20 protein-coding genes and 1 pseudogene are annotated in these 24,808 nt (G+C 52.2%); 16 read left to right on the top strand and 5 right to left on the bottom strand.

Annotated features, from left to right (window positions below; all coding sequences use genetic code 11):
• Nucleotides 1-104 precede the first annotated feature (104 nt).
• From rnc to shoB, 6 genes are all read left to right on the top strand, one after another.
• Nucleotides 105-785: a ribonuclease III gene (rnc, locus tag BGK49_RS11970; RefSeq protein ID WP_001068342.1), complete on the top strand. Its 681-nt coding sequence runs from the start codon at nucleotides 105-107 to the stop codon at nucleotides 783-785.
• Nucleotides 782-1,687 carry a GTPase Era gene (gene era / locus BGK49_RS11965; RefSeq protein ID WP_000020737.1) on the top strand — a complete coding sequence of 302 codons (906 nt, stop codon included), beginning with the start codon at nucleotides 782-784 and terminating at the stop codon, nucleotides 1,685-1,687. The genes rnc and era overlap by 4 nt, the downstream gene beginning before the upstream one ends.
• A gap of 11 nt (nucleotides 1,688-1,698) precedes the next feature.
• Nucleotides 1,699-2,427: a DNA repair protein RecO gene (gene recO / locus BGK49_RS11960; protein ID WP_000399408.1), complete on the top strand. Its 729-nt coding sequence runs from the start codon at nucleotides 1,699-1,701 to the stop codon at nucleotides 2,425-2,427.
• An 11-nt stretch (nucleotides 2,428-2,438) separates the two neighbouring features.
• Entirely contained in the window at nucleotides 2,439-3,170 is a 732-nt protein-coding gene (gene pdxJ / locus BGK49_RS11955; RefSeq protein WP_001364795.1) for a pyridoxine 5'-phosphate synthase, read from the top strand.
• A complete protein-coding gene (gene acpS, locus BGK49_RS11950) occupies nucleotides 3,170-3,550 on the top strand; it encodes a holo-ACP synthase (RefSeq protein WP_000986019.1) in 381 nt (126 codons plus the stop codon). The genes pdxJ and acpS overlap by 1 nt, the downstream gene beginning before the upstream one ends.
• A 419-nt stretch (nucleotides 3,551-3,969) precedes the next feature.
• Nucleotides 3,970-4,050 carry a type I toxin-antitoxin system toxin ShoB gene (shoB, locus tag BGK49_RS11935; RefSeq protein ID WP_000128776.1) on the top strand — a complete coding sequence of 27 codons (81 nt, stop codon included), beginning with the start codon at nucleotides 3,970-3,972 and terminating at the stop codon, nucleotides 4,048-4,050.
• Between the two features lie 193 nt (nucleotides 4,051-4,243).
• Here the strand turns inward: shoB and yfhL are convergent, their stop codons facing one another.
• The gene (yfhL, locus tag BGK49_RS11930) at nucleotides 4,244-4,504 is read right to left on the bottom strand and encodes a 4Fe-4S dicluster ferredoxin YfhL (RefSeq protein ID WP_001196283.1); all 261 of its coding nucleotides are present in this window, start codon (nucleotides 4,502-4,504) and stop codon (nucleotides 4,244-4,246) included.
• A gap of 55 nt (nucleotides 4,505-4,559) precedes the next feature.
• Complete coding sequence (locus tag BGK49_RS11925) at nucleotides 4,560-5,408, bottom strand: MurR/RpiR family transcriptional regulator (RefSeq protein ID WP_001013779.1); 849 nt, start codon at nucleotides 5,406-5,408, stop codon at nucleotides 4,560-4,562.
• Between the two features lie 208 nt (nucleotides 5,409-5,616).
• Here BGK49_RS11925 and yfhb point away from each other — a divergent pair, with 208 nt between their 5' ends.
• Nucleotides 5,617-6,252 (top strand): phosphatidylglycerophosphatase C, encoded by a 636-nt coding sequence (gene yfhb, locus BGK49_RS11920; protein ID WP_000190655.1) that lies wholly within the window; start codon nucleotides 5,617-5,619, stop codon nucleotides 6,250-6,252.
• Between the two features lie 57 nt (nucleotides 6,253-6,309).
• Nucleotides 6,310-6,813 (top strand): tRNA adenosine(34) deaminase TadA, encoded by a 504-nt coding sequence (tadA, locus tag BGK49_RS11915; protein ID WP_001297409.1) that lies wholly within the window; start codon nucleotides 6,310-6,312, stop codon nucleotides 6,811-6,813.
• Here tadA and mltF read toward each other — a convergent pair.
• Nucleotides 6,810-8,366: a membrane-bound lytic murein transglycosylase MltF gene (mltF, locus tag BGK49_RS11910; RefSeq protein ID WP_000734235.1), complete on the bottom strand. Its 1,557-nt coding sequence runs from the start codon at nucleotides 8,364-8,366 to the stop codon at nucleotides 6,810-6,812. The genes tadA and mltF overlap by 4 nt on opposite strands.
• A 257-nt stretch (nucleotides 8,367-8,623) precedes the next feature.
• Between mltF and purL the strand changes: the two genes are divergently transcribed.
• From purL to glnB, 5 genes are all read left to right on the top strand, one after another.
• The gene (gene purL / locus BGK49_RS11905) at nucleotides 8,624-12,511 is read left to right on the top strand and encodes a phosphoribosylformylglycinamidine synthase (RefSeq protein ID WP_000970129.1); all 3,888 of its coding nucleotides are present in this window, start codon (nucleotides 8,624-8,626) and stop codon (nucleotides 12,509-12,511) included.
• 557 nt (nucleotides 12,512-13,068) lie between these two features.
• Complete coding sequence (gene qseE / locus BGK49_RS11900) at nucleotides 13,069-14,496, top strand: two component system sensor histidine kinase QseE/GlrK (RefSeq protein ID WP_001298980.1); 1,428 nt, start codon at nucleotides 13,069-13,071, stop codon at nucleotides 14,494-14,496.
• 163 nt (nucleotides 14,497-14,659) lie between these two features.
• The gene (gene qseG / locus BGK49_RS11895) at nucleotides 14,660-15,373 is read left to right on the top strand and encodes a two-component system QseEF-associated lipoprotein QseG (protein ID WP_001215852.1); all 714 of its coding nucleotides are present in this window, start codon (nucleotides 14,660-14,662) and stop codon (nucleotides 15,371-15,373) included.
• On the top strand, nucleotides 15,363-16,697 hold the full coding sequence (gene glrR, locus BGK49_RS11890) for a two-component system response regulator GlrR (protein WP_001295369.1): 1,335 nt from the start codon (nucleotides 15,363-15,365) through the stop codon (nucleotides 16,695-16,697). Before qseG ends, glrR begins: the two co-directional genes overlap by 11 nt.
• Nucleotides 16,698-16,757: 60 nt before the next feature.
• A complete protein-coding gene (gene glnB / locus BGK49_RS11885) occupies nucleotides 16,758-17,096 on the top strand; it encodes a nitrogen regulatory protein P-II (RefSeq protein WP_000717694.1) in 339 nt (112 codons plus the stop codon).
• 44 nt (nucleotides 17,097-17,140) lie between these two features.
• On the opposite strand, the gene hmpA is transcribed toward glnB, so the two are convergent.
• Nucleotides 17,141-18,331 (bottom strand): NO-inducible flavohemoprotein, encoded by a 1,191-nt coding sequence (hmpA, locus tag BGK49_RS11880; protein WP_000883162.1) that lies wholly within the window; start codon nucleotides 18,329-18,331, stop codon nucleotides 17,141-17,143.
• A gap of 327 nt (nucleotides 18,332-18,658) precedes the next feature.
• On the opposite strand from hmpA, the gene glyA reads away from it, so the two are divergent.
• A complete protein-coding gene (glyA, locus tag BGK49_RS11875) occupies nucleotides 18,659-19,912 on the top strand; it encodes a serine hydroxymethyltransferase (RefSeq protein ID WP_000919159.1) in 1,254 nt (417 codons plus the stop codon).
• 63 nt (nucleotides 19,913-19,975) lie between these two features.
• On the opposite strand, the gene BGK49_RS11870 is transcribed toward glyA, so the two are convergent.
• Nucleotides 19,976-21,169 (bottom strand): ROK family protein, encoded by a 1,194-nt coding sequence (locus BGK49_RS11870; RefSeq protein ID WP_005043524.1) that lies wholly within the window; start codon nucleotides 21,167-21,169, stop codon nucleotides 19,976-19,978.
• A gap of 117 nt (nucleotides 21,170-21,286) precedes the next feature.
• On the opposite strand from BGK49_RS11870, the pseudogene BGK49_RS11865 reads away from it, so the two are divergent.
• A pseudogene (locus tag BGK49_RS11865) lies at nucleotides 21,287-24,567 on the top strand (DUF5107 domain-containing protein).
• A gap of 76 nt (nucleotides 24,568-24,643) precedes the next feature.
• On the top strand, nucleotides 24,644-24,808 hold a 165-nt coding region (locus tag BGK49_RS26730), incomplete at its 3' end, for an IS1 family transposase (RefSeq protein WP_047664789.1).

The raw sequence follows: 24,808 nt of genomic DNA, 5'->3' as shown, positions 1-24,808 counted from the left end.
CATATACCGGTAAACTGAAACTGCAGCGAAGCAGTTAGCAGAGCCATGTATATCAGGTCTGTTTCGTGTGCTGAATTGTTGACGCATTTATTTATTGGTATCGCATGAACCCCATCGTAATTAATCGGCTTCAACGGAAGCTGGGCTACACTTTTAATCATCAGGAACTGTTGCAGCAGGCATTAACTCATCGTAGTGCCAGCAGCAAACATAACGAGCGTTTAGAATTTTTAGGCGACTCTATTCTGAGCTACGTTATCGCCAATGCGCTTTATCACCGTTTCCCTTGTGTGGATGAAGGCGATATGAGCCGGATGCGCGCCACGCTGGTCCGTGGCAATACGCTGGCGGAACTGGCGCGCGAATTTGAGTTAGGCGAGTGCTTACGTTTAGGGCCAGGTGAACTTAAAAGCGGTGGATTTCGTCGTGAGTCAATTCTCGCCGATACCGTCGAAGCATTAATTGGTGGCGTATTCCTCGACAGTGATATTCAAACCGTCGAGAAATTAATCCTCAACTGGTATCAAACTCGTTTGGACGAAATTAGCCCAGGCGATAAACAAAAAGATCCGAAAACGCGCTTGCAAGAATATTTGCAGGGTCGCCATCTGCCGCTGCCGACTTATCTGGTAGTCCAGGTACGTGGCGAAGCGCACGATCAGGAATTTACTATCCACTGCCAGGTCAGCGGCCTGAGTGAACCGGTGGTTGGCACAGGTTCAAGCCGTCGTAAGGCTGAGCAGGCTGCCGCCGAACAGGCGTTGAAAAAACTGGAGCTGGAATGAGCATCGATAAAAGTTACTGCGGATTTATTGCCATCGTCGGACGTCCGAACGTTGGCAAATCCACATTGTTGAACAAACTGCTGGGGCAGAAGATCTCCATCACCTCCCGCAAAGCGCAAACAACTCGTCACCGCATTGTGGGGATCCATACTGAAGGCGCGTATCAGGCGATCTACGTTGATACCCCTGGCCTGCATATGGAAGAAAAACGCGCTATTAACCGCCTGATGAACAAAGCGGCGAGCAGCTCTATTGGCGACGTTGAGCTGGTGATTTTTGTCGTTGAAGGCACCCGCTGGACGCCGGACGACGAAATGGTGCTCAACAAACTGCGCGATGGCAAAGCGCCGGTGATCCTCGCGGTGAACAAAGTGGATAACGTGCAGGAAAAAGCCGATCTGCTGCCGCACTTACAGTTCCTGGCAAGTCAGATGAACTTCCTCGATATCGTGCCGATCTCTGCTGAAACCGGGCTGAATGTCGACACTATCGCAGCAATCGTGCGTAAGCATCTGCCTGAAGCGACCCATCACTTCCCGGAAGATTACATCACCGATCGCTCACAGCGTTTTATGGCGTCTGAAATCATCCGCGAAAAACTGATGCGTTTCCTCGGCGCTGAACTGCCGTACTCCGTGACCGTGGAGATCGAACGTTTCGTCTCTAACGAACGCGGTGGTTATGACATCAATGGTTTGATTCTCGTTGAGCGTGAAGGGCAGAAGAAGATGGTTATTGGCAACAAAGGGGCCAAGATCAAAACCATCGGGATTGAAGCGCGTAAAGACATGCAGGAAATGTTCGAAGCGCCTGTCCACCTTGAACTGTGGGTAAAAGTGAAATCCGGTTGGGCCGACGACGAACGCGCACTGCGCAGTCTCGGTTACGTTGACGATCTTTAAGAGTCACTCCGATGGAAGGCTGGCAGCGCGCATTTGTCCTGCATAGTCGCCCGTGGAGCGAAACCAGCCTGATGCTGGACGTCTTCACGGAGGAATCGGGTCGCGTGCGTCTGGTTGCCAAAGGCGCACGCTCTAAACGCTCTACTCTGAAAGGTGCATTACAGCCTTTCACCCCTCTCTTGCTACGTTTCGGCGGGCGTGGCGAAGTCAAAACGCTGCGCAGTGCTGAAGCTGTCTCGCTGGCGCTGCCATTAAGCAGTATCACGCTTTACAGCGGTCTGTACATCAACGAACTTCTCTCCCGCGTACTGGAATACGAGACGCGCTTCTCTGAACTCTTTTTCGATTATTTGCACTGCATTCAGTCTCTTGCAGGTGCCACTGGTACGCCAGAACCCGCTCTGCGCCGCTTTGAACTGGCACTGCTCGGGCATCTGGGCTATGGCGTCAATTTTACCTATTGCGCGGGTAGCGGCGAGCCGGTAGATGACACCATGACGTATCGTTATCGCGAAGAAAAAGGGTTTATCGCAAGCGTCGTTATCGACAATAAAACGTTCACCGGAAGGCAGTTAAAAGCGTTAAACGCGCGGGAATTTCCTGACGCAGACACACTACGCGCCGCGAAACGCTTTACCCGCATGGCGCTTAAGCCGTATCTTGGCGGTAAACCATTAAAGAGCAGGGAACTGTTCCGGCAGTTTATGCCTAAGCGAACGGTGAAAACACATTATGAATGATGAGGATTGTCATGGCTGAATTACTGTTAGGCGTCAACATTGACCATATTGCAACGCTGCGTAACGCACGCGGTACTGCTTACCCGGATCCGGTGCAGGCGGCGTTTATTGCCGAGCAGGCGGGAGCGGACGGCATTACAGTGCATTTACGTGAAGATCGCCGCCACATTACTGACCGCGATGTGCGCATCCTGCGGCAGACGCTGGATACCCGAATGAATCTGGAGATGGCAGTGACCGAAGAGATGCTGGCGATCGCCGTTGAGACGAAGCCACATTTTTGCTGCCTGGTACCGGAAAAGCGTCAGGAAGTAACAACCGAAGGCGGCCTGGACGTTGCAGGGCAGCGTGAAAAAATGCGCGATGCCTGCAAACGTCTGACAGATGCCGGGATTCAGGTTTCTCTCTTTATCGACGCCGATGAAGAGCAGATCAAAGCTGCGGCAGAGGTTGGCGCACCGTTTATCGAGATCCACACCGGTTGCTATGCTGATGCCAAAACTGACGCCGAACAGGCGCAAGAGCTGGTGCGTATCGCCAAAGCCGCGACCTTTGCCGCTAGTCTCGGTCTGAAAGTTAACGCCGGACACGGTCTGACCTATCACAACGTGAAAGCCATTGCCGCCATCCCTGAGATGCATGAACTGAATATCGGTCATGCCATTATTGGCCGTGCAGTGATGACCGGACTGAAAGATGCGGTGGCAGAAATGAAGCGTCTGATGCTGGAAGCGCGTGGCTAATGGCAATATTAGGTTTAGGCATGGATATCGTAGAGATCGCTCGCATAGAAGCAGTGATCGCCCGATCCGGTGAGCGCCTGGCACGCCGCGTATTAAGCGATAACGAATGGGCAATCTGGAAAACGCACCACCAGCCGGTGCGTTTTCTGGCGAAGCGTTTTGCTGTGAAAGAAGCCGCAGCAAAAGCGTTTGGCACCGGGATCCGCAATGGTCTGGCGTTTAATCAATTTGAAGTATTCAATGATGAGCTCGGCAAACCACGGCTACGGCTATGGGGTGAGGCATTAAAACTGGCGGAAAAGCTCGGCGTTGTAAATATGCATGTAACGCTGGCAGATGAACGCCACTATGCTTGTGCCACGGTAATTATTGAAAGTTAAAATAATACCGTTCTCTTTAAAAAGTAAAACCCCCGAACTGGTAAGGAACGGGGGTTTTACTTTTTAACTTTAATTTTGTGCAGCATGCACCCTCAACAACAGCGATTATGGATCAGTGTACTTATCTTTTACAAGCAATTTGCAATCTTTAGCATAAAAACTCGAGCCTTTACGAAGAAAGCAATATTGATGGAAAGATTAACGTGACCGCCAATTCGTAAGTACATTAAAATTGGCTTCGTTATTGAAGATTTTGCTGTGCTTTACACCATGCCACAGAATTCCCCCATTGAAACGAGTGGTGTCGTCAAAGCTCTGGTGTGGAGTGCAGCATGCACCCTCAATAACTCGCACGTTCAGTTTTGGGGAGATGTAAGGGCTAATCTGAACGGCTGCATTCCTTGTTTAAGGAAAAACGAATGACTGATTGCCGATACCTGATTAAACGGGTCATCAAAATCATCATTGCTGTTTTACAGCTGATCCTTCTGTTCTTATAACACAAGGAAACGTACTTAAGGTGCGTCCGGTGAACCAATCGGACGCGCCTTTAATAACTATAAATAAGTGTCTTGGCAGATACTATATAAATTAACTTAGTGAATGATTATGCTAATGTCATCAATTAAATAAATATAATGGCGTTAAGGCTTCCCAGTAATATAATTAATACTCTACTTCCAGAGTAGAATATTAAATTTTATCCGCGTGGTGCATCAGCACAAATTTATCCCACAACTGTTCTTCTGTCTCGACATGCGCCGGATCTTTCACAATAGTATTGGGGATCGGGCACACCTTCTGGCAGGTTGGTGTCTCGTAGTGCCCTACGCATTCGGTACACTTATCGCTGTTAATCTCGTAGATATGATCTCCCATTGAAATCGCCTCATTCGGGCATTCGGGTTCACACATATCACAATTGATGCATTTTTTAGTGATTAACAACGCCATAAGGAAACTCTCAAAACAACACAAACCGGGCGGGCATTATACGCGCATTATTTACTCAGACCAGTTTTTTCACCAGCGCTTCACTATGACGAATACGTTCTGGTGCCAGTTCCAGATCCTGCTGAATCAGCGCAATGAACAGCAAATCCGTTAACATTCCCTGAGCGTGACAAGCAGAGATTGAAGCACTGTTTGTCGCTTGTTCTTCGGCAATGGTATACAGGCAATGAGAAGCACGCTGTTGCAGGGCATTCGGAGTAAAGCCGGTAATCGCCAGCACTTTTCCGCCCACTCGCAGCATCTCATCTGCCGCCAGGTTTAACTCGCGTCGTACACCGGTGTAGGAAATGGCTAATAACAGATCGTCAGGGGACGACGCCTGTACTGTTGCGAGTAGCGCATGCATATCGCGCACTGCGGCAGCATTGAAGCCAATCTTCATCAGCTTCCAGGCAAAGTTTTGCGCCACCAGACCCGAAGCGCCAATACCGGTCAGAATTATCCGCCGCGCAGAGCGCAACATTGTTACGCATTCATGCAGTTTCTCTTCACTATTAACGTTTAGCGTTGCGTACATAGCGGCAGTATTTTCTTTAATCAGTTTTTCGCCGACCAGCCGTAACGGATCATCACCGCGGATTTGGTTATGAATGGGCACGGAGGGCGATTCCGGCTGGCTTGCCAGCGCTTCACTCAACGCCAACTTAAGCGCCGGAAAACCTTTATAGCCGAGTTTTTGCGCGAACTTCACGACGCTGGACTGACTGACTCCGGCTTCGTTGGCCAGTTGCTGAGAGCTTAAATGGCGCGCCGTATCAGGTTGTAGCAGCAGATAATCCGCCAGTTTTTTATCACTCTGGGCAAGCCCCTGGTAACGCTGACGGATACGAAGTAAGCCGTTCATATCTTTCCTCGCGATGAAATAGTGGCGACAACAGGCAATATGAGGCACACGCGAGTGAATTTTATATTCCATTGCCGCTAATTGCCATGAATTAAAAATTCCAGTTAGCCATGATGCGGTCGATTGTTGCCGGAAAAGTGATGATCTATCTGTTAGGCTATGTAGTAGCGAAAATTAATCAGGATGTTTCAGTCCAGAGGAGTATGGTTTGGCAACTCACGAGCGTCGTGTGGTGTTTTTTGACTTAGATGGAACATTGCATCAGCAGGATATGTTCGGCAGTTTTCTGCGCTATTTACTACGTCGCCAACCGCTGAATGCGTTACTTGTCCTGCCGTTGTTACCGATTATAGCCATTGCGTTATTGATAAAAGGTCGTGCGGCACGCTGGCCGATGAGTCTGCTTCTGTGGGGGTGCACTTTTGGTCACAGCGAAGCACGTTTACAGACGTTGCAGGCCGATTTCGTGCGCTGGTTTCGCGACAATGTTACCGCCTTTCCGCTGGTTCAGGAGCGATTAACCACCTACCTGTTAAGTTCCGATGCTGATATCTGGTTGATTACCGGCTCTCCGCAGCCGCTGGTTGAAGCGGTTTATTTCGATACGCCCTGGCTGCCGCGGGTTAATCTTATCGCCAGCCAAATTCAGCGTGGCTATGGTGGTTGGGTATTGACGATGCGTTGTCTGGGACATGAAAAGGTCGCACAACTGGAGCGCAAAATCGGCACTCCGCTGCGGCTGTACAGTGGCTATAGCGACAGTAATCAGGACAATCCGCTGCTTTATTTCTGTCAGCATCGTTGGCGAGTAACCCCGCGCGGTGAACTCCAGCAACTGGAATAGAGTAAAGCATAGCGTCCGTGTATAATGCGCCGCGCTTTTATAACCGGAGTTTTCTTTTTGTCTGAAGTCGAATTTAGCCACGAATACTGGATGCGTCACGCGCTGACGCTGGCGAAACGTGCCTGGGATGAGCGGGAAGTGCCGGTCGGCGCGGTATTAGTGCATAACAATCGGGTAATCGGCGAAGGCTGGAACCGCCCGATTGGTCGCCATGATCCCACCGCACATGCAGAAATCATGGCCCTGCGGCAGGGTGGTCTGGTGATGCAAAATTATCGTCTGATCGACGCCACGTTGTATGTCACGCTTGAACCATGTGTAATGTGTGCCGGAGCGATGATCCACAGTCGCATTGGTCGCGTGGTCTTTGGTGCGCGTGACGCGAAAACTGGCGCTGCGGGATCTTTAATGGATGTGCTGCATCATCCGGGTATGAATCACCGAGTGGAAATTACGGAAGGAATACTGGCGGATGAGTGCGCGGCGTTGCTCAGTGACTTCTTTCGCATGCGCCGCCAGGAAATTAAAGCGCAGAAAAAAGCGCAATCCTCGACGGATTAATTTTGTTTCTCTTCACTCCCTTTCCTGGAAAACAGCAGAGAGGGAGAATGGGTCAAATAGTTTGATGACGACTGGGAAAGAAACGAGAGAAAAGGAAATTTCTCTTTGCCCAACTCCGTAGGCGATACCGCCGGATAATCCTGCGCCAGTTGCATCGCCGCTTCTGTAGCCTGCTTCTCTTTCTCTTGCAGATAACCCACCAGGCTAATTTGATACTTACGAATATTTTCGACATAAGCGTAGGCTTCATGTCCACGAGCGTAGCCGTAAGTCAGCTTGCTGTAATAGGGTTTCTGGCTAAGTAAAGGCAGACGCTGTTTTACGTCAGCCCAACTGTCAGGATTCCCTTTGGTTTTTGCCGTCAGGGCGCGGGCATCCAGCATATGCGCATAGCCCATATTGTACGCAGCGAGGGCAAACCAGATCCGCTCGTTCTCCGGCACACTTTCCGGCACTTTACTCATCATATCCTGCAAATAACGCACGCCACCGCTGATGCTCTGTTCGGCATCGGTACGATCCGTAATGCCGAGGCTTTGCGCGGTATTTTTGGTTAACATCATCATGCCGCGCACACCCGTCGGTGAAGTGGCCTGTGCATCCCAGTGCGATTCCTGATAAGCAATAGCGGCCAGCAAACGCCAGTCAATATCTTCGGCGTATTTCTCAAACAGGGGCTTTAACTGCGGCAGTACCGCATCGACGGCGCGTAAAAATGTGCGCGTATCGACGTAATCAAAATCATCGCCATGCCCCAGGTATTTCTCTTCAATGCGTGCCAGCGTACCGTCTTCATTCATTTCGTTGAAGAAGTCGAGCAGGGCGGCGGAAAGGGTATTATCGCCATCTAACGGGCTAAACCAAGTCACCGGTTGTTCATCGGTGATATCGAGCGCTACGGCGAGCTCCGGGTGAACGCGCTGAAACAGGCTGATGGCGACAGAATCAGCAATGGTGTAATCGAGTTTTCCTTCGATGACATCTTCCATTAATTCCGCAGAGCCTTTTTTGTCGTCTACCTTCCAGCTTAATTCCGGGAATTTTGTTTCTTTTAGGGTCTGGAGATCGTTAACCACCACATGACCCGGTGCAACGGTGAGTTGCTCCGCCGTCAGGTTGCACAGCGTACGTGGGCGATACTGACCCACTTTATAAACCAGTTGTTGTGACACGGAATAATAGGTAGGGCCAGGCTGATAATTTTTTACCCGCTCACTGTTATAGACCAGTCCTGCCGCCAGCAGGTCGGCGTTACCATTATCAAGGTCGTCAAACAGCTGGCTGATATTCTGCCGCACGGTCACTTTCAGTTTTACGCCGAGGTAATCGGCAAACTGTTTCGCCAGTTCGTAATCCAGGCCAAAAGGTTTCCCGTTGATTTCGTTATAAGTCAGGGGAGTATGAATGGTGCTCACACGCAACACTCCCCGCGCTTGAATGGCGGCGATACGGTTGTCGGCTTTACCAAACCAGGGAATGGATGGCCAGAGAGCGACCGCGAGCAGCAGTGCCAGAATGCCGATGAACAGATAATTAATCTTTAATTTTTTCAATTAGTTAATTCTCTGTGTCGTGCGCGTCCCAGCTTGAAAAAACGTAATAATAGTGAAAGGTTTACTCATAAATGAGCGGCATTTTGCGTAAACCTGCGCCAGATGGCAACTTATTACAGCCATTGGCGGCACGCGTTGCTAATTCACGATAGTGATTTTATTTCCACGCAAACGGTTTCGTCAGCGCATCAGATTCTTTATAATGACGCCCGTTTCCCCCCCTTGGGTACACCGAAAGCTTAGAAGACGAGAGACTTATGATGGAAATTCTGCGTGGTTCGCCTGCACTGTCGGCATTCCGAATCAACAAACTGCTGGCACGTTTTCAGGCTGCCAGGCTCCCGGTTCACAATATTTACGCCGAGTATGTCCATTTTGCTGACCTCAATGCGCCGTTAAACGATGATGAGCACGCACAACTTGAACGCCTGCTGAAATATGGTCCGGCACTCGCCAGCCACGCCCCGCAAGGCAAACTCCTGCTGGTGACCCCGCGTCCTGGCACCATCTCTCCCTGGTCTTCGAAAGCGACCGATATTGCCCATAACTGCGGGCTACAACAGGTAAACCGCCTTGAGCGCGGCGTTGCTTACTATATAGAAGCCGGTACGCTGACCAATGAACAATGGCAGCAGGTTACCGCTGAACTGCACGACCGCATGATGGAAACTGTCTTTTTTGATTTAGATGATGCAGAGCAGTTGTTTGCCCACCATCAACCGACTCCGGTCACAAGCGTTGATTTGCTGGGGCAGGGCCGTCAGGCGCTGATCGACGCTAACCTGCGTCTTGGCCTGGCTCTGGCGGAAGATGAAATTGACTATCTGCAGGATGCTTTCACAAAGCTTGGTCGTAACCCGAACGACATCGAGCTGTATATGTTCGCTCAGGCGAACTCTGAGCACTGCCGCCACAAAATTTTTAACGCCGACTGGATTATCGACGGTGAACAACAGCCGAAATCGCTGTTCAGGATGATCAAAAATACTTTCGAAACCACGCCAGATCACGTTCTCTCTGCTTATAAAGATAACGCCGCCGTAATGGAAGGTTCTGAAGTGGGCCGCTACTTTGCTGACCACGAAACGGGCCGCTATGATTTCCATCAGGAACCGGCGCATATTCTGATGAAAGTCGAAACTCACAACCACCCGACGGCGATTTCTCCGTGGCCGGGCGCGGCGACCGGTTCCGGCGGTGAAATCCGCGATGAAGGTGCCACCGGGCGCGGCGCGAAGCCGAAAGCGGGTTTGGTTGGTTTCTCCGTTTCCAACCTGCGAATTCTTGGCTTCGAACAGCCATGGGAAGAAGATTTCGGTAAGCCTGAGCGCATTGTCACCGCGCTGGACATCATGACCGAAGGCCCGCTGGGCGGTGCGGCGTTTAACAACGAATTTGGTCGTCCGGCACTGAACGGCTACTTCCGTACTTATGAAGAAAAAGTGAACAGCCACAACGGCGAAGAGCTGCGCGGTTATCACAAACCGATCATGCTGGCGGGCGGGATCGGCAACATTCGCGCCGATCACGTACAAAAAGGCGAGATCAACGTTGGCGCGAAGCTGGTCGTTCTCGGCGGCCCGGCAATGAACATCGGTCTTGGCGGCGGCGCGGCGTCTTCCATGGCGTCTGGTCAGTCTGATGCCGACCTCGACTTTGCTTCCGTACAGCGCGACAACCCGGAGATGGAGCGTCGCTGCCAGGAAGTGATTGACCGTTGCTGGCAGCTTGGTGATGCCAACCCAATACTGTTTATCCACGACGTTGGCGCAGGCGGTCTTTCTAACGCTATGCCGGAACTGGTGAGCGACGGCGGGCGTGGCGGTAAATTTGAACTGCGCGACATTCTGAGCGACGAGCCAGGCATGAGCCCGCTGGAAATCTGGTGTAACGAATCCCAGGAACGCTACGTGCTCGCGGTTGCTGCCGATCAATTACCGCTGTTTGACGAACTGTGTAAGCGTGAGCGCGCACCCTACGCGGTGATTGGTGAAGCGACCGAAGAACTGCATCTTTCTCTACACGATCGTCATTTTGATAATCAGCCGATCGATCTGCCGCTGGACGTCCTGCTTGGTAAAACGCCGAAGATGACCCGCGATGTACAAACGCTGAAAGCGAAGGGCGATGCGCTGGTCCGTGAAGGGATCACCATTGCAGACGCGGTGAAACGCATACTGCATTTGCCGACCGTGGCGGAGAAAACTTTCCTGGTGACCATCGGTGACCGCAGCGTAACTGGCATGGTAGCGCGCGATCAGATGGTGGGTCCGTGGCAGGTGCCGGTCGCTAACTGCGCGGTCACTACCGCCAGCCTCGACAGCTACTACGGTGAAGCGATGGCGATTGGCGAGCGTGCGCCGGTTGCGCTGCTGGATTTCGCCGCCTCTGCCCGTCTGGCGGTCGGTGAAGCGTTAACCAATATTGCCGCAACACAGATTGGCGATATCAAGCGCATTAAACTTTCCGCCAACTGGATGGCGGCGGCAGGCCACCCTGGTGAAGATGCGGGCCTGTATGAAGCCGTTAAAGCCGTGGGCGAAGAGCTTTGTCCGGCGCTGGGCCTGACGATCCCGGTGGGTAAAGACTCTATGTCGATGAAAACCCGCTGGCAGGAAGGTAACGAAGAGCGCGAAATGACGTCGCCGCTGTCGCTGGTGATTTCTGCATTTGCCCGCGTGGAAGATGTGCGTCACACCATCACGCCACAGCTTTCTACCGAAGATAACGCACTATTGCTGATTGATTTGGGCAAAGGCAATAACGCGCTGGGCGCAACGGCGCTGGCGCAGGTTTATCGTCAGCTTGGCGACAAACCGGCAGATGTACGCGACGTCGCGCAACTGAAAGGCTTCTATGACGCGATTCAGGCGCTGGTTGCACAGCGTAAGCTGCTCGCATACCACGACCGCTCTGATGGCGGCCTGCTGGTAACGCTGGCGGAAATGGCCTTTGCTGGTCATTGCGGCATTAACGCGGATATTGCCTCTCTGGGCGACGATCGCCTGGCGGCGTTGTTTAACGAAGAACTGGGTGCGGTGATTCAGGTTCGTGCCGCTGACCGTGAAGCGGTCGAGTCCGTACTGGCACAGCATGGGCTTGCTGATTGTGTCCATTATGTAGGGCAGGCGGTTTCCGGTGACCGTTTTGTGATTACCGCCAACGGGCAGACTGTATTCAGCGAAAGCCGCACCACGTTGCGTGTCTGGTGGGCAGAAACTACCTGGCAGATGCAGCGCCTGCGTGACAACCCGGAGTGTGCCGATCAGGAGCATCAGGCGAAATCTAACGACGCCGATCCGGGCCTGAATGTAAAACTGTCGTTCGATATCAACGAAGATGTGGCAGCACCGTATATTGCCACTGGCGCACGTCCGAAAGTTGCCGTACTGCGTGAGCAGGGCGTGAACTCGCATGTTGAAATGGCGGCAGCTTTCCACCGTGCAGGCTTTGATGCTATCGACGTGCATATGAGTGACCTGCTGACCGGACGCACGGGCCTGGAAGATTTCCACGCCCTGGTCGCGTGCGGTGGTTTCTCCTACGGTGATGTGCTGGGTGCCGGTGAAGGTTGGGCGAAGTCAATCCTGTTCAATGACCGTGTACGCGATGAGTTTGCAACCTTCTTCCACCGTCCGCAAACGCTGGCGCTGGGGGTATGTAACGGTTGCCAGATGATGTCTAACCTGCGCGAACTGATCCCAGGTAGTGAGTTGTGGCCACGTTTTGTGCGCAATACCTCCGATCGCTTTGAAGCGCGTTTCAGCCTGGTTGAAGTAACCCAAAGCCCGTCTCTGCTGTTGCAGGGGATGGTGGGCTCGCAAATGCCGATTGCTGTCTCTCATGGTGAAGGGCGCGTGGAAGTGCGTGATGCGGCGCATCTGGCGGCACTGGAAAGCAAAGGGCTGGTGGCACTGCGCTATGTCGATAACTTCGGCAAAGTCACTGAAACCTACCCGGCTAACCCGAACGGTTCACCGAACGGTATTACGGCAGTCACGACTGAAAGTGGTCGAGTCACCATTATGATGCCGCACCCGGAACGTGTTTTCCGTACTGTCAGCAACTCCTGGCATCCGGAAAACTGGGGCGAGGATGGCCCATGGATGCGCATTTTCCGCAATGCGCGTAAGCAGTTGGGGTAATTCATCAGTTCATTGGTTTTGCAGCCCGGATGCGGCATTAAGCACCAACCACTATCATAAGCTCCCAACCCCGGGAGCTTTTTTGTGTCTGTAAATCACGACAATGGGTGGTTTACCGTGTCGCTTTCTGGCGACACTTAAGTGATTGATTTTATTGCAATCTAATAAGTTTATCTTAAGTTGTCTCTTTTTAGCGACACAGTGGCTGATTTACATTCAAATAGCGAAGAAGCCATAAATCCCTCAAAGCAACGTATAATCAGTACGTTACCAAACTATTTTCTTTATTGGCACAGTTACTGCATAATAGTAAGCAGTGGCTCATTCACCGACTTATGTCAGCCCCTTCGGGACGTGCTACATAAAATTCGAATGACGCACAACAAGGTGCCTGCCGTCCAACTTCTGATATCAGCGTAGCTATATCAACCATCGGGCGAAACGTCGAGTTAGGCACCGCCTTATTCCATAACAAAGCCGGGTAATTCCCGGCTTTGTTGTATCTGAACTTCCCCTCGGTTAGCATCACGCTATTCGCGTCTGACGAGAGTAACACCTTGAAACGCTGGCCCGTTTTTCCCCGCTCATTACGACAACTGGTAATGCTGGCATTTTTGCTAATTCTACTACCCCTGTTGGTGCTGGCATGGCAAGCCTGGCAAAGCCTGAATGCGCTTAGCGATCAGGCGGCGCTGGTTAACCGCACTACGCTTATTGATGCCCGGCGTAGTGAAGCGATGACCAACGCGGCGCTGGAGATGGAGCGTAGCTACCGTCAGTATTGCGTGCTGGACGACCCTACGCTTGCGAAGGTTTATCAAAGCCAGCGCAAGCGTTACAGCGAAATGCTCGATGCCCACGCAGGCGTACTGCCAGACGATAAACTTTACCAGGCATTGCGTCAGGATTTGAACAATCTGGCCCAACTTCAGTGTAACAACAGTGGTCCCGATGCTGCCGCCGCCGCGCGTCTTGAAGCCTTTGCCAGTGCCAATACCGAAATGGTGCAGGCCACGCGCACAGTGGTGTTCTCTCGTGGGCAGCAACTTCAGCGTGAAATCGCCGAACGTGGGCAATATTTTGGTTGGCAATCGCTGGTGCTATTTCTGGTGAGTCTGGTGATGGTGCTACTTTTCACGCGGATGATTATCGGGCCGGTGAAAAATATCGAGCGCATGATCAACCGTCTGGGGGAAGGGCGTTCTCTGGGCAATAGCGTTTCGTTCAGTGGACCGAGCGAGTTACGCTCGGTTGGGCAACGTATTCTTTGGTTAAGTGAGCGCCTGTCATGGCTGGAATCCCAACGCCATCAATTTTTAAGACATTTATCTCATGAATTAAAAACGCCACTGGCGAGTATGCGCGAGGGCACTGAATTACTGGCTGACCAGGTTGTCGGGCCGCTTACGCCAGAGCAAAAAGAGGTGGTGAGCATTCTTGATAGCAGCAGCCGCAATTTGCAAAAACTGATCGAACAACTACTTGATTACAACCGTAAACAGGCGGACAGTGCGGTGGAACTGGAGAATGTTGAATTAGCACCGCTGGTGGAGACAGTGGTTTCTGCTCATAGCCTGCCCGCACGGGCTAAAATGATGCATACCGACGTCGATCTCAAAGCAACAGCTTGCCTGGCGGAGCCAATGCTGCTGATGAGCGTACTGGATAATCTTTACTCCAATGCGGTGCACTACGGGGCTGAATCCGGTAACATTTGCCTTCGCAGCAGTTCACATGGTGCGCGGGTTTATATTGATGTCATCAATACAGGCACGCCCATTCCGCAAGAGGAACGCGCCATGATCTTCGAACCCTTTTTTCAGGGAAGCCACCAGCGAAAAGGGGCGGTGAAGGGCAGCGGTCTGGGATTAAGCATTGCCAGGGATTGTATTCGCCGTATGCAAGGGGAACTGTATCTGGTCGACGAGAGCGGGCAAGACGTTTGTTTCCGCATTGAATTACCGTCGTCGAAAAACACGAAATAATGCTAACAGCCTATCCTATCAGGCTATTTTATTTGTCAGTTCGGCCCCGGGCAGTGCTCGAAATCTTCACGTACGATATGTACGCTCCGGTTTCTCCGCGCTGCCATGTCCAGACTGTCTGCAACAATTACGCCCACTGGGATAGGCTTTAAGTCTGGTGAATATGCGACACATTTTTCAACGATTATTGCTCCGACGGCTGTGGCTGGCAGGGCTGCCATGTCTGGCATTGCTGGGTTGCGTGCAGAATCACAATAAGCCAGCCATTGATACGCCAGCAGAAGAAAAAATTCCGGTTTATCAACTGGCTGACTATCTTTCTACTGAATGTAGCGACATCTGGGCGCTGCAAGGTAAATCAACCGAAACCAATCCGCTTTACTGGCTGCGGGCGATGGATTGTGCTGATCGTTTAATGCCTGCGCAGTCGCGTCAGCAAGCTCGCCAATATGACGACGGCAGCTGGCAAAATACCTTTAAACAAGGGATTTTGCTCGCCGACGCCAAAATTACGCCGTATGAGCGCCGCCAGCTGGTCGCGCGTATTGAAGCGTTAAGTACCGAGATCCCGGCACAGGTTCGCCCACTGTATCAACTCTGGCGCGACGGTCAGGCGCTGCAACTGCAACTGGCGGAAGAGCGCCAACGTTACAGTAAACTCCAGCAGTCCAGCGACAGCGAGCTGGATACATTGCGCCAGCAACATCACGTTCTACAGCAGCAACTGGAACTCACCACCCGCAAGCTGGAAAACCTGACCGATATTGAACGCCAGCTCTCGACCCGCAAACCGGCTGGAAATTTCTCGCCGGATACGCCGCACGAGAGTGAAAAGCCCGCGCCATCCACCCATGAGGTCACTCCTGATGAGCCATAAACCTGCGCATTTATTATTGGTCGATGACGATCCGGGATTGCTGAAACTGCTTGGCCTGCGCCTGACCAGCGAAGGCTACAGTGTGGTCACGGCGGAAAGTGGCGCTGAAGGATTACGGGTACTGAATCGCGAAAAAGTAGATTTAGTTATCAGCGACCTGCGGATGGATGAAATGGACGGTATGCAGCTATTTGCTGAAATCCAGAAAGTGCAGCCGGGAATGCCAGTAATTATTCTTACTGCGCATGGTTCTATCCCCGATGCCGTTGCTGCAACACAGCAGGGCGTTTTTAGTTTCCTCACCAAGCCTGTCGACAAAGACGCGCTATATCAGGCAATTGACGATGCGCTGGAGCAATCCGCGCCAGCCACCGATGAACGCTGGCGCGAGGCAATTGTCACCCGCAGCCCGCTGATGCTGCGTTTGCTGGAACAGGCGCGGCTGGTGGCGCAATCAGACGTCAGCGTTTTGATTAACGGTCAGAGCGGCACCGGGAAAGAGATTTTCGCCCAGGCTATCCACAACGCCAGCCCGCGCAACAGCAAACCATTTATTGCTATTAACTGTGGCGCATTGCCCGAGCAATTGCTGGAGTCGGAGCTGTTTGGTCATGCGCGTGGCGCGTTTACTGGCGCTGTCAGCAATCGCGAAGGTTTATTCCAGGCGGCGGAAGGCGGAACGCTATTTCTCGATGAAATTGGCGATATGCCTGCGCCGTTACAGGTCAAACTGCTGCGCGTGTTGCAGGAGCGTAAAGTGCGCCCGCTGGGCAGTAACCGCGATATTGATATCAATGTGCGGATTATTTCTGCCACTCACCGTGATCTGCCAAAAGCGATGGCGCGCGGGGAATTCCGCGAAGATCTCTATTACCGCCTCAACGTTGTCAGCCTGAAAATTCCGGCTCTGGCAGAGCGCACAGAAGACATTCCGCTTCTGGCAAATCACCTGTTGCGCCAGGCGGCAGAGCGACATAAACCGTTTGTCCGCGCGTTCTCCACTGATGCGATGAAACGCCTGATGACCGCTAGCTGGCCGGGTAATGTGCGCCAGTTGGTCAACGTGATTGAACAGTGCGTGGCGCTGACCTCATCTCCGGTTATTAGCGATGCATTAGTAGAGCAGGCGCTGGAGGGTGAAAACACGGCGCTGCCAACCTTTGTTGAGGCACGTAATCAGTTTGAACTCAACTATTTGCGTAAGCTGCTGCAAATTACCAAAGGCAACGTCACCCACGCGGCGAGAATGGCGGGGCGCAACCGGACAGAATTTTATAAACTGCTTTCCCGACACGAGCTGGATGCAAACGATTTCAAGGAATGAATTGGCGTTATGTGTTACGTTTAGCAGATCAAAAGACAGGCGACCTTTTCAAGGAATAGCATGAAAAAGATTGATGCGATTATAAAACCCTTCAAGCTGGACGATGTCCGCGAAGCACTGGCCGAAGTCGGTATTACCGGCATGACGGTGACCGAAGTGAAAGGCTTTGGTCGCCAGAAAGGCCATACCGAGCTGTACCGCGGCGCGGAGTATATGGTGGATTTTCTGCCGAAAGTGAAAATTGAGATTGTCGTACCGGACGACATTGTCGATACCTGTGTCGATACCATTATTCGCACGGCGCAAACCGGCAAAATCGGTGACGGTAAAATCTTCGTCTTTGACGTGGCACGGGTCATTCGCATCCGTACCGGTGAAGAGGACGACGCGGCAATTTAAACCGCGTCAAGGGTTGCCGGATGTTTCCATCCGGCAACATCAAATTACAGCACCTTATGCGGGCCAAAGCATTCGTAATGAATGTTTTCCTGCTTCACGCCCAGATCCACTAACTGTTTCGCGGTAAACTGCATGAAGCCAACCGGGCCGCAGAGATAGAACTGCATTGTCGGATCGCTGAACGCACCTTCCAGTTTGCTCAAATCCATCAGACCTTCGCTATCAAACTGACCTTTAGCGCGATCGGCTTCGCTCGGCTGACGATACCAGGTGTGCGCGGTAAAGCGCGGCAGTGACTGCCCCAGTTCCTTAACTTCATCGGCAAAGGCGTGAACATCGCCATTTTCTGCCGCATGGAACCAGTTCACTTGTGCTGTGTGGCCTGCTTTTGCCAGCGTGTCGAGCATTGCCAGCATTGGCGTTTGACCAACACCGGAAGAGATTAACGTCACTGGTGTGTCATCTGCGACAGCCATAAAGAAATCACCTGCCGGAGCGACCAGTTTCACGACATCGCCAACATTGGCGTGATTGTGCAACCAGTTGGATACCTGCCCACCCTCTTCGCGTTTCACCGCAATACGATAGCCTTTGCCATCCGGTTTGCGAGTCAAAGAGTACTGACGAATTTCCTGATGCGGGAAACCTTCCGGCTTCAGCCAGACGCCGAGATATTGCCCCGGACGGTATTCTGCCACTGCGCCACCGTCGACCGGCTCCAGTTCGAAGCTGGTGATAAGCGCGCTGCGCGGTGTTTTAGCCACAATGCGGAAATCGCGAGTACCTTCCCAACCACCGGCTTTGCTGGCGTTTTCGTTATAGATTTCCGCCTCGCGATTGATAAATACATTAGCCAGTACACCATAGGCTTTACCCCACGCGTCCAGCACTTCCTGCCCCGGGCTGAACATTTCGTCCAGCGTTGCCAACAGGTGTTCACCGACGATGTTGTACTGTTCCGGTTTGATCTGGAAGCTGGTGTGCTTCTGCGCGATTCTTTCTACCGCTGGCAGCAGCGCAGGCAGGTTTTCAATATTACTGGCGTAGGCGGCAATAGCGTTAAACAGGGCTTCACGTTGATCGCCATTACGCTGGTTACTCATGTTAAAAATTTCTTTGAGTTCTGGGTTATGAGTAAACATACGGTCGTAGAAATGGGCGGTTAACTTTGGCCCCGTTTCCACCAGTAAAGGGATGGTGGCTTTTACTGTAGCGATGGTTTGAGCGTCAAGCATATGGTCTTCCTTTTTTTGCATCTTAATTGATGTATCTCAAATGCATCTTATAAAAAATAGCCCTGCAATGTAAATGGTTCTTTGGTGTTTTTCAGAAAGAATGTGATGAAGTGAAAAATTTGCATCACAAACCTGAAAAGAAATCCGTTTCCGGTTGCAAGCTCTTTATTCTCCAAAGTCTTGCGTAGCCTGAAGGTAATCGTTTGCGTAAATTCCTTTGTCAAGACCTGTTATCGCACAATGATTCGGTTATACTGTTCGCCGTTGTCCAACAGGACCGCCTATAAAGGCCAAAAATTTTATTGTTAGCTGAGTCAGGAGATGCGGATGTTAAAGCGTGAAATGAACATTGCCGATTATGATGCCGAACTGTGGCAGGCTATGGAGCAGGAAAAAGTACGTCAGGAAGAGCACATCGAACTGATCGCCTCCGAAAACTACACCAGCCCGCGCGTAATGCAGGCGCAGGGTTCTCAGCTGACCAACAAATATGCTGAAGGTTATCCGGGCAAACGCTACTACGGCGGTTGCGAGTATGTTGATATCGTTGAACAACTGGCGATCGATCGTGCGAAAGAACTGTTCGGCGCTGACTACGCTAACGTCCAGCCGCACTCCGGCTCCCAGGCTAACTTTGCGGTCTACACCGCGCTGCTGGAACCAGGTGATACCGTTCTGGGTATGAACCTGGCGCATGGCGGTCACCTGACTCACGGTTCTCCGGTTAACTTCTCCGGTAAACTGTACAACATCGTTCCTTACGGTATCGATGCTACCGGTCATATCGACTACGCCGATCTGGAAAAACAAGCCAAAGAACACAAGCCGAAAATGATTATCGGTGGTTTCTCTGCATATTCCGGCGTGGTGGACTGGGCGAAAATGCGTGAAATCGCTGACAGCATCGGTGCTTACCTGTTCGTTGATATGGCGCACGTTGCGGGCCTGGTTGCTGCTGGCGTCTACCCGAACCCGGTTCCTCATGCTCACGTTGTTACTACCACCACTCACAAAACCCTGGCGGGTCCGCGCGGCGGCCTGATCCTGGCGAAAGGTGGTAGCGAAGAGCTGTACAAAAAACTGAACTCTGCCGTTTTCCCTGGTGGTCAGGGCGGTCCGTTGATGCACGTAATCGCCGGTAAAGCGGTTGCTCTGAAAGAAGCGATGGAGCCTGAGTTCAAAACTTACCAGCAGCAGGTCGCGAAAAACGCTAAAGCGATGGTAGAAGTGTTCCTCGAGCGCGGCTACAAAGTGGTTTCCGGCGGCACTGATAACCACCTGTTCCTGGTTGATCTGGTTGATAAAAACCTGACCGGTAAAGAAGCAGACGCCGCTCTGGGCCGTGCTAACATCACCGTCAACAAAAACAGCGTACCGAACGATCCGAAGAGCCCGTTTGTGACCTCCGGTATTCGCGTGGGTACTCCGGCAATTACGCGTCGCGGCTTCAAAGAAGCAGAAGCGAAAGAACTGGCTGGCTGGATGTGTGACGTGCTGGACAGCATCAATGATGAAGCCGTTATCGAGCGCATCAAAGGTAAAGTTCTCGACATCTGCGCACGTTACCCGGTTTACGCATAAGCGGAACGGTTAATCTGTTGAAAAAAGGCTTCCTTCGGGAAGCCTTTCTACGTTATCGCGCCATCAAATCTGTCGTAACTGCGCCTCAACATACAAATAGCCAATTCCCAGCACCTGTTGTGCGCGGCTTAATTGCCCGAAGCCAATTTGCGTCGCTTTCACGCTCGGTCCTTCGTCGCGGTCGAACGGGTTAAATCCTGTCTGGCGAATAATAGTATTAAGCCAGTTCTCACCAAAGGCACAACTGCGACCGTACAACCAAATCTGATTAATATTGAGGATGTTGAGGAAGTTATACAGACTCAAACCAATGGCATTGGCAGAGCGATCAACCCAGCTGGTGATCCACGGTTCTCCACTCTGCCAGGCAGCGATTAACTGCGCGGTTGTCAGTTTTTCAGGATCAAGCTGAGTATTAACCGGTTGTGATTTTAGCCATACCCGCGCCTGTTTTTTTAATGCACTTAACGAGGCGACGGTTTCCTGGCAGCCGTAACGTCCACAGTCGCAGACGACGCCATCCGGATTAACGATGGTGTGACCAATTTGTCCGCTACCATACAAACTGCCGCGATAAATTTGCTCGTTAATCACGAACGACGAGCCAATGCCGTAATCAACGTTGATCACGCAGAAATCCCGTTCCTGCGAATTATTTTGCCATTTCTCCGCCAGCGCCAGCATCACGCAGTCATTATCGACCATCACCCGAATGCCCAGCTTCTCTTCCAGCAGATACTTCACCTCAACCGGCGTTGTCCACGGCGCTTGCGGCATGGTTTGCGACACGCCGGTCACCGGATCAACCTGACCGTGGATTGCCAGCGCCAGATTGATGGTGCGGTCCGGCCACAATTTACGGTGGCGATGCCAGCATTTTTCGATTTCGGACAGCAGCGCCTGCGGCGTCGGTGCATCAATCTGTAAATACTCAAATTCACCTTTCGGACTTAAACAAGCATTAGCAACCTGACACTCAATACTGGTGGGCGTCACGTTCAGGCACAGCGTCCAGTCACCTTCCGGCGCAATCAGCCATGTACCGCTACTATGCCCGCGCGTCTGGCTTTCATCGTCAATATTCACCACCCGTTTTTCGCTTTCCAGTTCCTGCAAAATATTACTGACTGCCGGAATCGAAATTTGCGCCAGCCGGGCCAGCGTTGATTTATTGGCGCGCTTTTGCCGGTACAGCAGTTCCAGAATCACGCATTTGTTATGGTGGCGAATCTGTTGATTGTTAATGCAGGCTCTCATCTTCACTAAACCTTGTTTAGTTAATTGCGTGATTATTCCGCGAAAACATTGCCAGATTGTTCAATACACTGCCACAAATCTTTTAATTCAGTATGTCTTGTTAATATTGAGGGCACCATGACTCCAGTAAAAGTGTGGCAAGAGCGCGTTGAGATCCCGACCTATGAAACCGGGCCGCAGGATATACATCCCATGTTCCTGGAAAATCGCGTTTATCAGGGATCGTCCGGCGCGGTTTATCCCTACGGCGTGACCGATACGCTGAGCGAGCAGAAAACCCTGAAATCCTGGCAGGCGGTGTGGCTGGAAAACGACTACATCAAAGTGATGATCCTGCCGGAACTGGGCGGTCGGGTGCATCGCGCGTGGGATAAAGTGAAACAGCGCGATTTTGTTTATCACAATGAAGTCATTAAACCTGCGCTGGTGGGGCTGCTGGGGCCGTGGATTTCCGGTGGGATTGAGTTTAACTGGCCGCAACATCATCGCCCGACCACCTTTATGCCCGTTGATTTCACCCTCGAAGCCCATGAAGACGGTGCACAGACGGTGTGGGTAGGCGAAACGGAGCCGATGCATGGTTTACAGGTGATGACAGGTTTCACCCTGCGCCCTGACCGGGCGGCGCTGGAAATCGCCAGCCGCGTCTATAACGGTAACGCCACGCCGCGTCATTTCTTGTGGTGGGCCAACCCGGCAGTGAAAGGGGGGGAAGGGCATCAGAGCGTTTTCCCACCGGATGTGACTGCGGTGTTTGATCACGGCAAACGGGCCGTCTCCGCTTTCCCCATCGCCACCGGCACTTACTACAAAGTGGACTACTCCGCCGGAGTGGACATTTCTCGCTATAAAAATGTGCCTGTTCCAACCTCATATATGGCCGAAAAATCGCAGTACGATTTTGTCGCGCGTGGTGTCACGATGAAGATGGCGGTTTGCTGCACGTTGCCAACCACCATATTGCGCCAGGTAAAAAACAGTGGAGTTGGGGACACAGTGAATTTGGCCAGGCGTGGGATAAGAGTCTGACCGACAATAACGGCCCGTATATCGAACTGATGACCGGTATTTTTGCCGATAACCAGCCCGATTTTACCTGGCTTGATGCTTACGAAGAGAAGCGTTTTGAGCAGTATTTCCTGCCTTATCATTCTTTGGGCATGGTGCAAAATGCCTCCCGCGATGCGGTGATAAAACTCCAGCGTAGTAAGCGGGGGATTGAGTGGGGGCTGTATGCCATCTCTCCGTTGAACGGATACCGCCTGGCGATCCGCGAAATCGGCAAATGCAACGCGTTACTTGATGATGCCGTGGCACTGATGCCTGCGACCGCCATCCAGGGCGTGTTGCACGGTATCAATCCTGAAAGGCTGACCATTGAGCTCTCCGATGCCGACGGCAATATTGTACTGAGTTATCAGGAACATCAGCCGCAAGAGTTGCCGTTGCTGGACGTCGCCAAAGCGCCACTGGCAGCACAAGACATTACCAGTACAGATGAAGCCTGGTTTATCGGTCAGCATCTGGAGCAATATCATCACGCCAGCCGTTCACCGTTCGATTACTACCTGCGCGGCGTGGCGCTGGATCCGCTGGATTACCGCTGTAACCTGGCGCTGGCGATGCTGGAATATAACCGCGCCGATTTCCCGCAAGCGGTGGCGTATGCCACTCAGGCTCTGAAACGCGCACATGCGCTGAACAAAAATCCGCAGTGCGGACAGGCGAGTTTGATTCGCGCCAGTGCTTACGAACGTCAGGGACAATATCAACAAGCCGAAGAGGATTTCTGGCGTGCGGTCTGGAGCGGCAACAGCAAAGCCGGTGGCTATTATGGCCTGGCACGACTGGCGGCGCGTAATGGTAACTTCGACGCTGGTCTGGATTTTTGCCAACAAAGTCTTCGCGCCTGCCCAACCAATCAGGAAGTGCTTTGCCTGCATAATCTGCTGCTGGTGTTAAGTGGTCGTCAGGACAACGCGCGTGTGCAGCGCGAGAAACTGCTGCGCGATTATCCGCTGAACGCCACTCTGTGGTGGCTGAACTGGTTCGATGGTCGTAGCGAATCAGCTCTCGCGCAGTGGCGCGGTCTGTGTCAGGGACGTGACGTTAACGCCCTGATGACCGCCGGGCAACTGATTAACTGGGGAATGCCCACCCTGGCGGCAGAGATGCTGAACGCACTGGACTGCCAGCGCACGCTGCCGCTTTACCTGCAAGCCAGCTTGCTGCCGAAAGCCGAACGTGGCGAACTGGTCGCAAAAGCCATTGATGTCTTCCCGCAGTTTGTCCGTTTCCCGAATACGCTGGAAGAAGTGGCGGCGCTGGAGAGTATTGAAGAGTGCTGGTTTGCTCGCCATTTACTGGCCTGCTTCTACTACAACAAACGTAGCTACAACAAAGCCATTGCCTTTTGGCAACGTTGCGTAGAGATGTCGCCGGAGTTTGCCGACGGCTGGCGCGGGTTAGCGATCCATGCGTGGAATAAGCAACACGATTATGAGCTGGCCGCGCGTTATCTTGATAATGCTTATCAGCTTGCGCCGCAGGATGCACGTCTGCTTTTCGAACGGGATTTGCTTGATAAGTTAAGTGGAGCCACACCGGAGAAACGACTGGCGCGTCTGGAAAATAATCTGGAAATTGCGCTGAAACGCGACGACATGACCGCAGAACTGCTCAATTTGTGGCATCTCACGGGTCAGGCAGACAAAGCGGCGGACATTCTCGCCACGCGTAAATTCCACCCGTGGGAAGGCGGGGAAGGGAAGGTCACCAGTCAGTTTATCCTCAACCAGTTATTACGCGCCTGGCAGCATCTTGATGCCAGAGAGCCGCAGCAGGCCAGCGAACTGCTTCATGCCGCGCTGCATTATCCGGAGAATTTAAGCGAAGGCCGTTTACCGGGGCAAACTGATAACGACATCTGGTTCTGGCAGGCGATATGCGCCAACGCGCAGGGCGATGAAACTGAAGCGATGCGTTGTTTACGTCTGGCGGCGACCGGCGATCGCACCATTAACATCCACAGTTATTACAACGATCAGCCGGTTGATTATCTCTTCTGGCAAGGAATGGCGCTGCGACTGCTGGGTGAACAGCAAACCGCACAGCAACTGTTTAGTGAAATGAAACAGTGGGCGCAAGAGATGGCGAAAACCAGTATTGAGGCGGATTTCTTTGCTGTTTCACAACCTGACCTGTTATCGCTGTATGGCGATTTACAACAGCAGCATAAAGAAAAATGCCTGATGGTGGCGATGCTGGCGTCCGCGGGACTCGGGGAGGTTGCGCAATATGAGTCTGCTCGCGCTGAATTGACGGCGATTAATCCGGCCTGGCCGAAAGCGGCATTATTCACCACTGTGATGCCTTTTATTTTTAACTACGTTCACTAAACCCTATTAACTGTAATATTTGGTAATGCTGCCAACTTACTGATTTAGTGTATGATGGTGATTTTAAGGTGCTTGCGTGGCTTCCATTTCCATCAGATGTCCTTCCTGCTCCGCTACTGAAGGCGTGGTGCGTAACGGCAAAAGCACTGCCGGACATCAGCGCTATCTCTGCTCTCATTGCCGTAAAACATGGCAACTACAGTTCACTTACACCGCCTCTCAGCCCGGTACGCACCAGAAA

The sequence above is a fragment of the Shigella sp. FC1544 genome, from assembly GCF_001722145.1.
Taxonomy (GTDB): domain Bacteria; phylum Pseudomonadota; class Gammaproteobacteria; order Enterobacterales; family Enterobacteriaceae; genus Escherichia; species Escherichia coli.
Note: the sequence above shows the minus strand (reverse complement) of the source record. Positions and strands in the feature narration are given on the sequence as shown.

What these genes read in the sequence shown, in the direction of transcription:
- rnc (WP_001068342.1), top strand. Translation starts at nt 105, where the DNA reads ATGAACCCCATCGTAATTAATCGGCTTCAACGGAAGCTGGGCTACACT.
- era (WP_000020737.1), top strand. Translation starts at nt 782, where the DNA reads ATGAGCATCGATAAAAGTTACTGCGGATTTATTGCCATCGTCGGACGT.
- recO (WP_000399408.1), top strand. Translation starts at nt 1,699, where the DNA reads ATGGAAGGCTGGCAGCGCGCATTTGTCCTGCATAGTCGCCCGTGGAGC.
- pdxJ (WP_001364795.1), top strand. Translation starts at nt 2,439, where the DNA reads ATGGCTGAATTACTGTTAGGCGTCAACATTGACCATATTGCAACGCTG.
- acpS (WP_000986019.1), top strand. Translation starts at nt 3,170, where the DNA reads ATGGCAATATTAGGTTTAGGCATGGATATCGTAGAGATCGCTCGCATA.
- shoB (WP_000128776.1), top strand. Translation starts at nt 3,970, where the DNA reads ATGACTGATTGCCGATACCTGATTAAACGGGTCATCAAAATCATCATT.
- yfhL (WP_001196283.1), bottom strand. Translation starts at nt 4,504, where the DNA reads ATGGCGTTGTTAATCACTAAAAAATGCATCAATTGTGATATGTGTGAA.
- BGK49_RS11925 (WP_001013779.1), bottom strand. Translation starts at nt 5,408, where the DNA reads ATGAACGGCTTACTTCGTATCCGTCAGCGTTACCAGGGGCTTGCCCAG.
- purL (WP_000970129.1), top strand. Translation starts at nt 8,624, where the DNA reads ATGATGGAAATTCTGCGTGGTTCGCCTGCACTGTCGGCATTCCGAATC.
- qseG (WP_001215852.1), top strand. Translation starts at nt 14,660, where the DNA reads ATGCGACACATTTTTCAACGATTATTGCTCCGACGGCTGTGGCTGGCA.
- glrR (WP_001295369.1), top strand. Translation starts at nt 15,363, where the DNA reads ATGAGCCATAAACCTGCGCATTTATTATTGGTCGATGACGATCCGGGA.
- glnB (WP_000717694.1), top strand. Translation starts at nt 16,758, where the DNA reads ATGAAAAAGATTGATGCGATTATAAAACCCTTCAAGCTGGACGATGTC.
- hmpA (WP_000883162.1), bottom strand. Translation starts at nt 18,331, where the DNA reads ATGCTTGACGCTCAAACCATCGCTACAGTAAAAGCCACCATCCCTTTA.
- glyA (WP_000919159.1), top strand. Translation starts at nt 18,659, where the DNA reads ATGTTAAAGCGTGAAATGAACATTGCCGATTATGATGCCGAACTGTGG.
- BGK49_RS11870 (WP_005043524.1), bottom strand. Translation starts at nt 21,169, where the DNA reads ATGAGAGCCTGCATTAACAATCAACAGATTCGCCACCATAACAAATGC.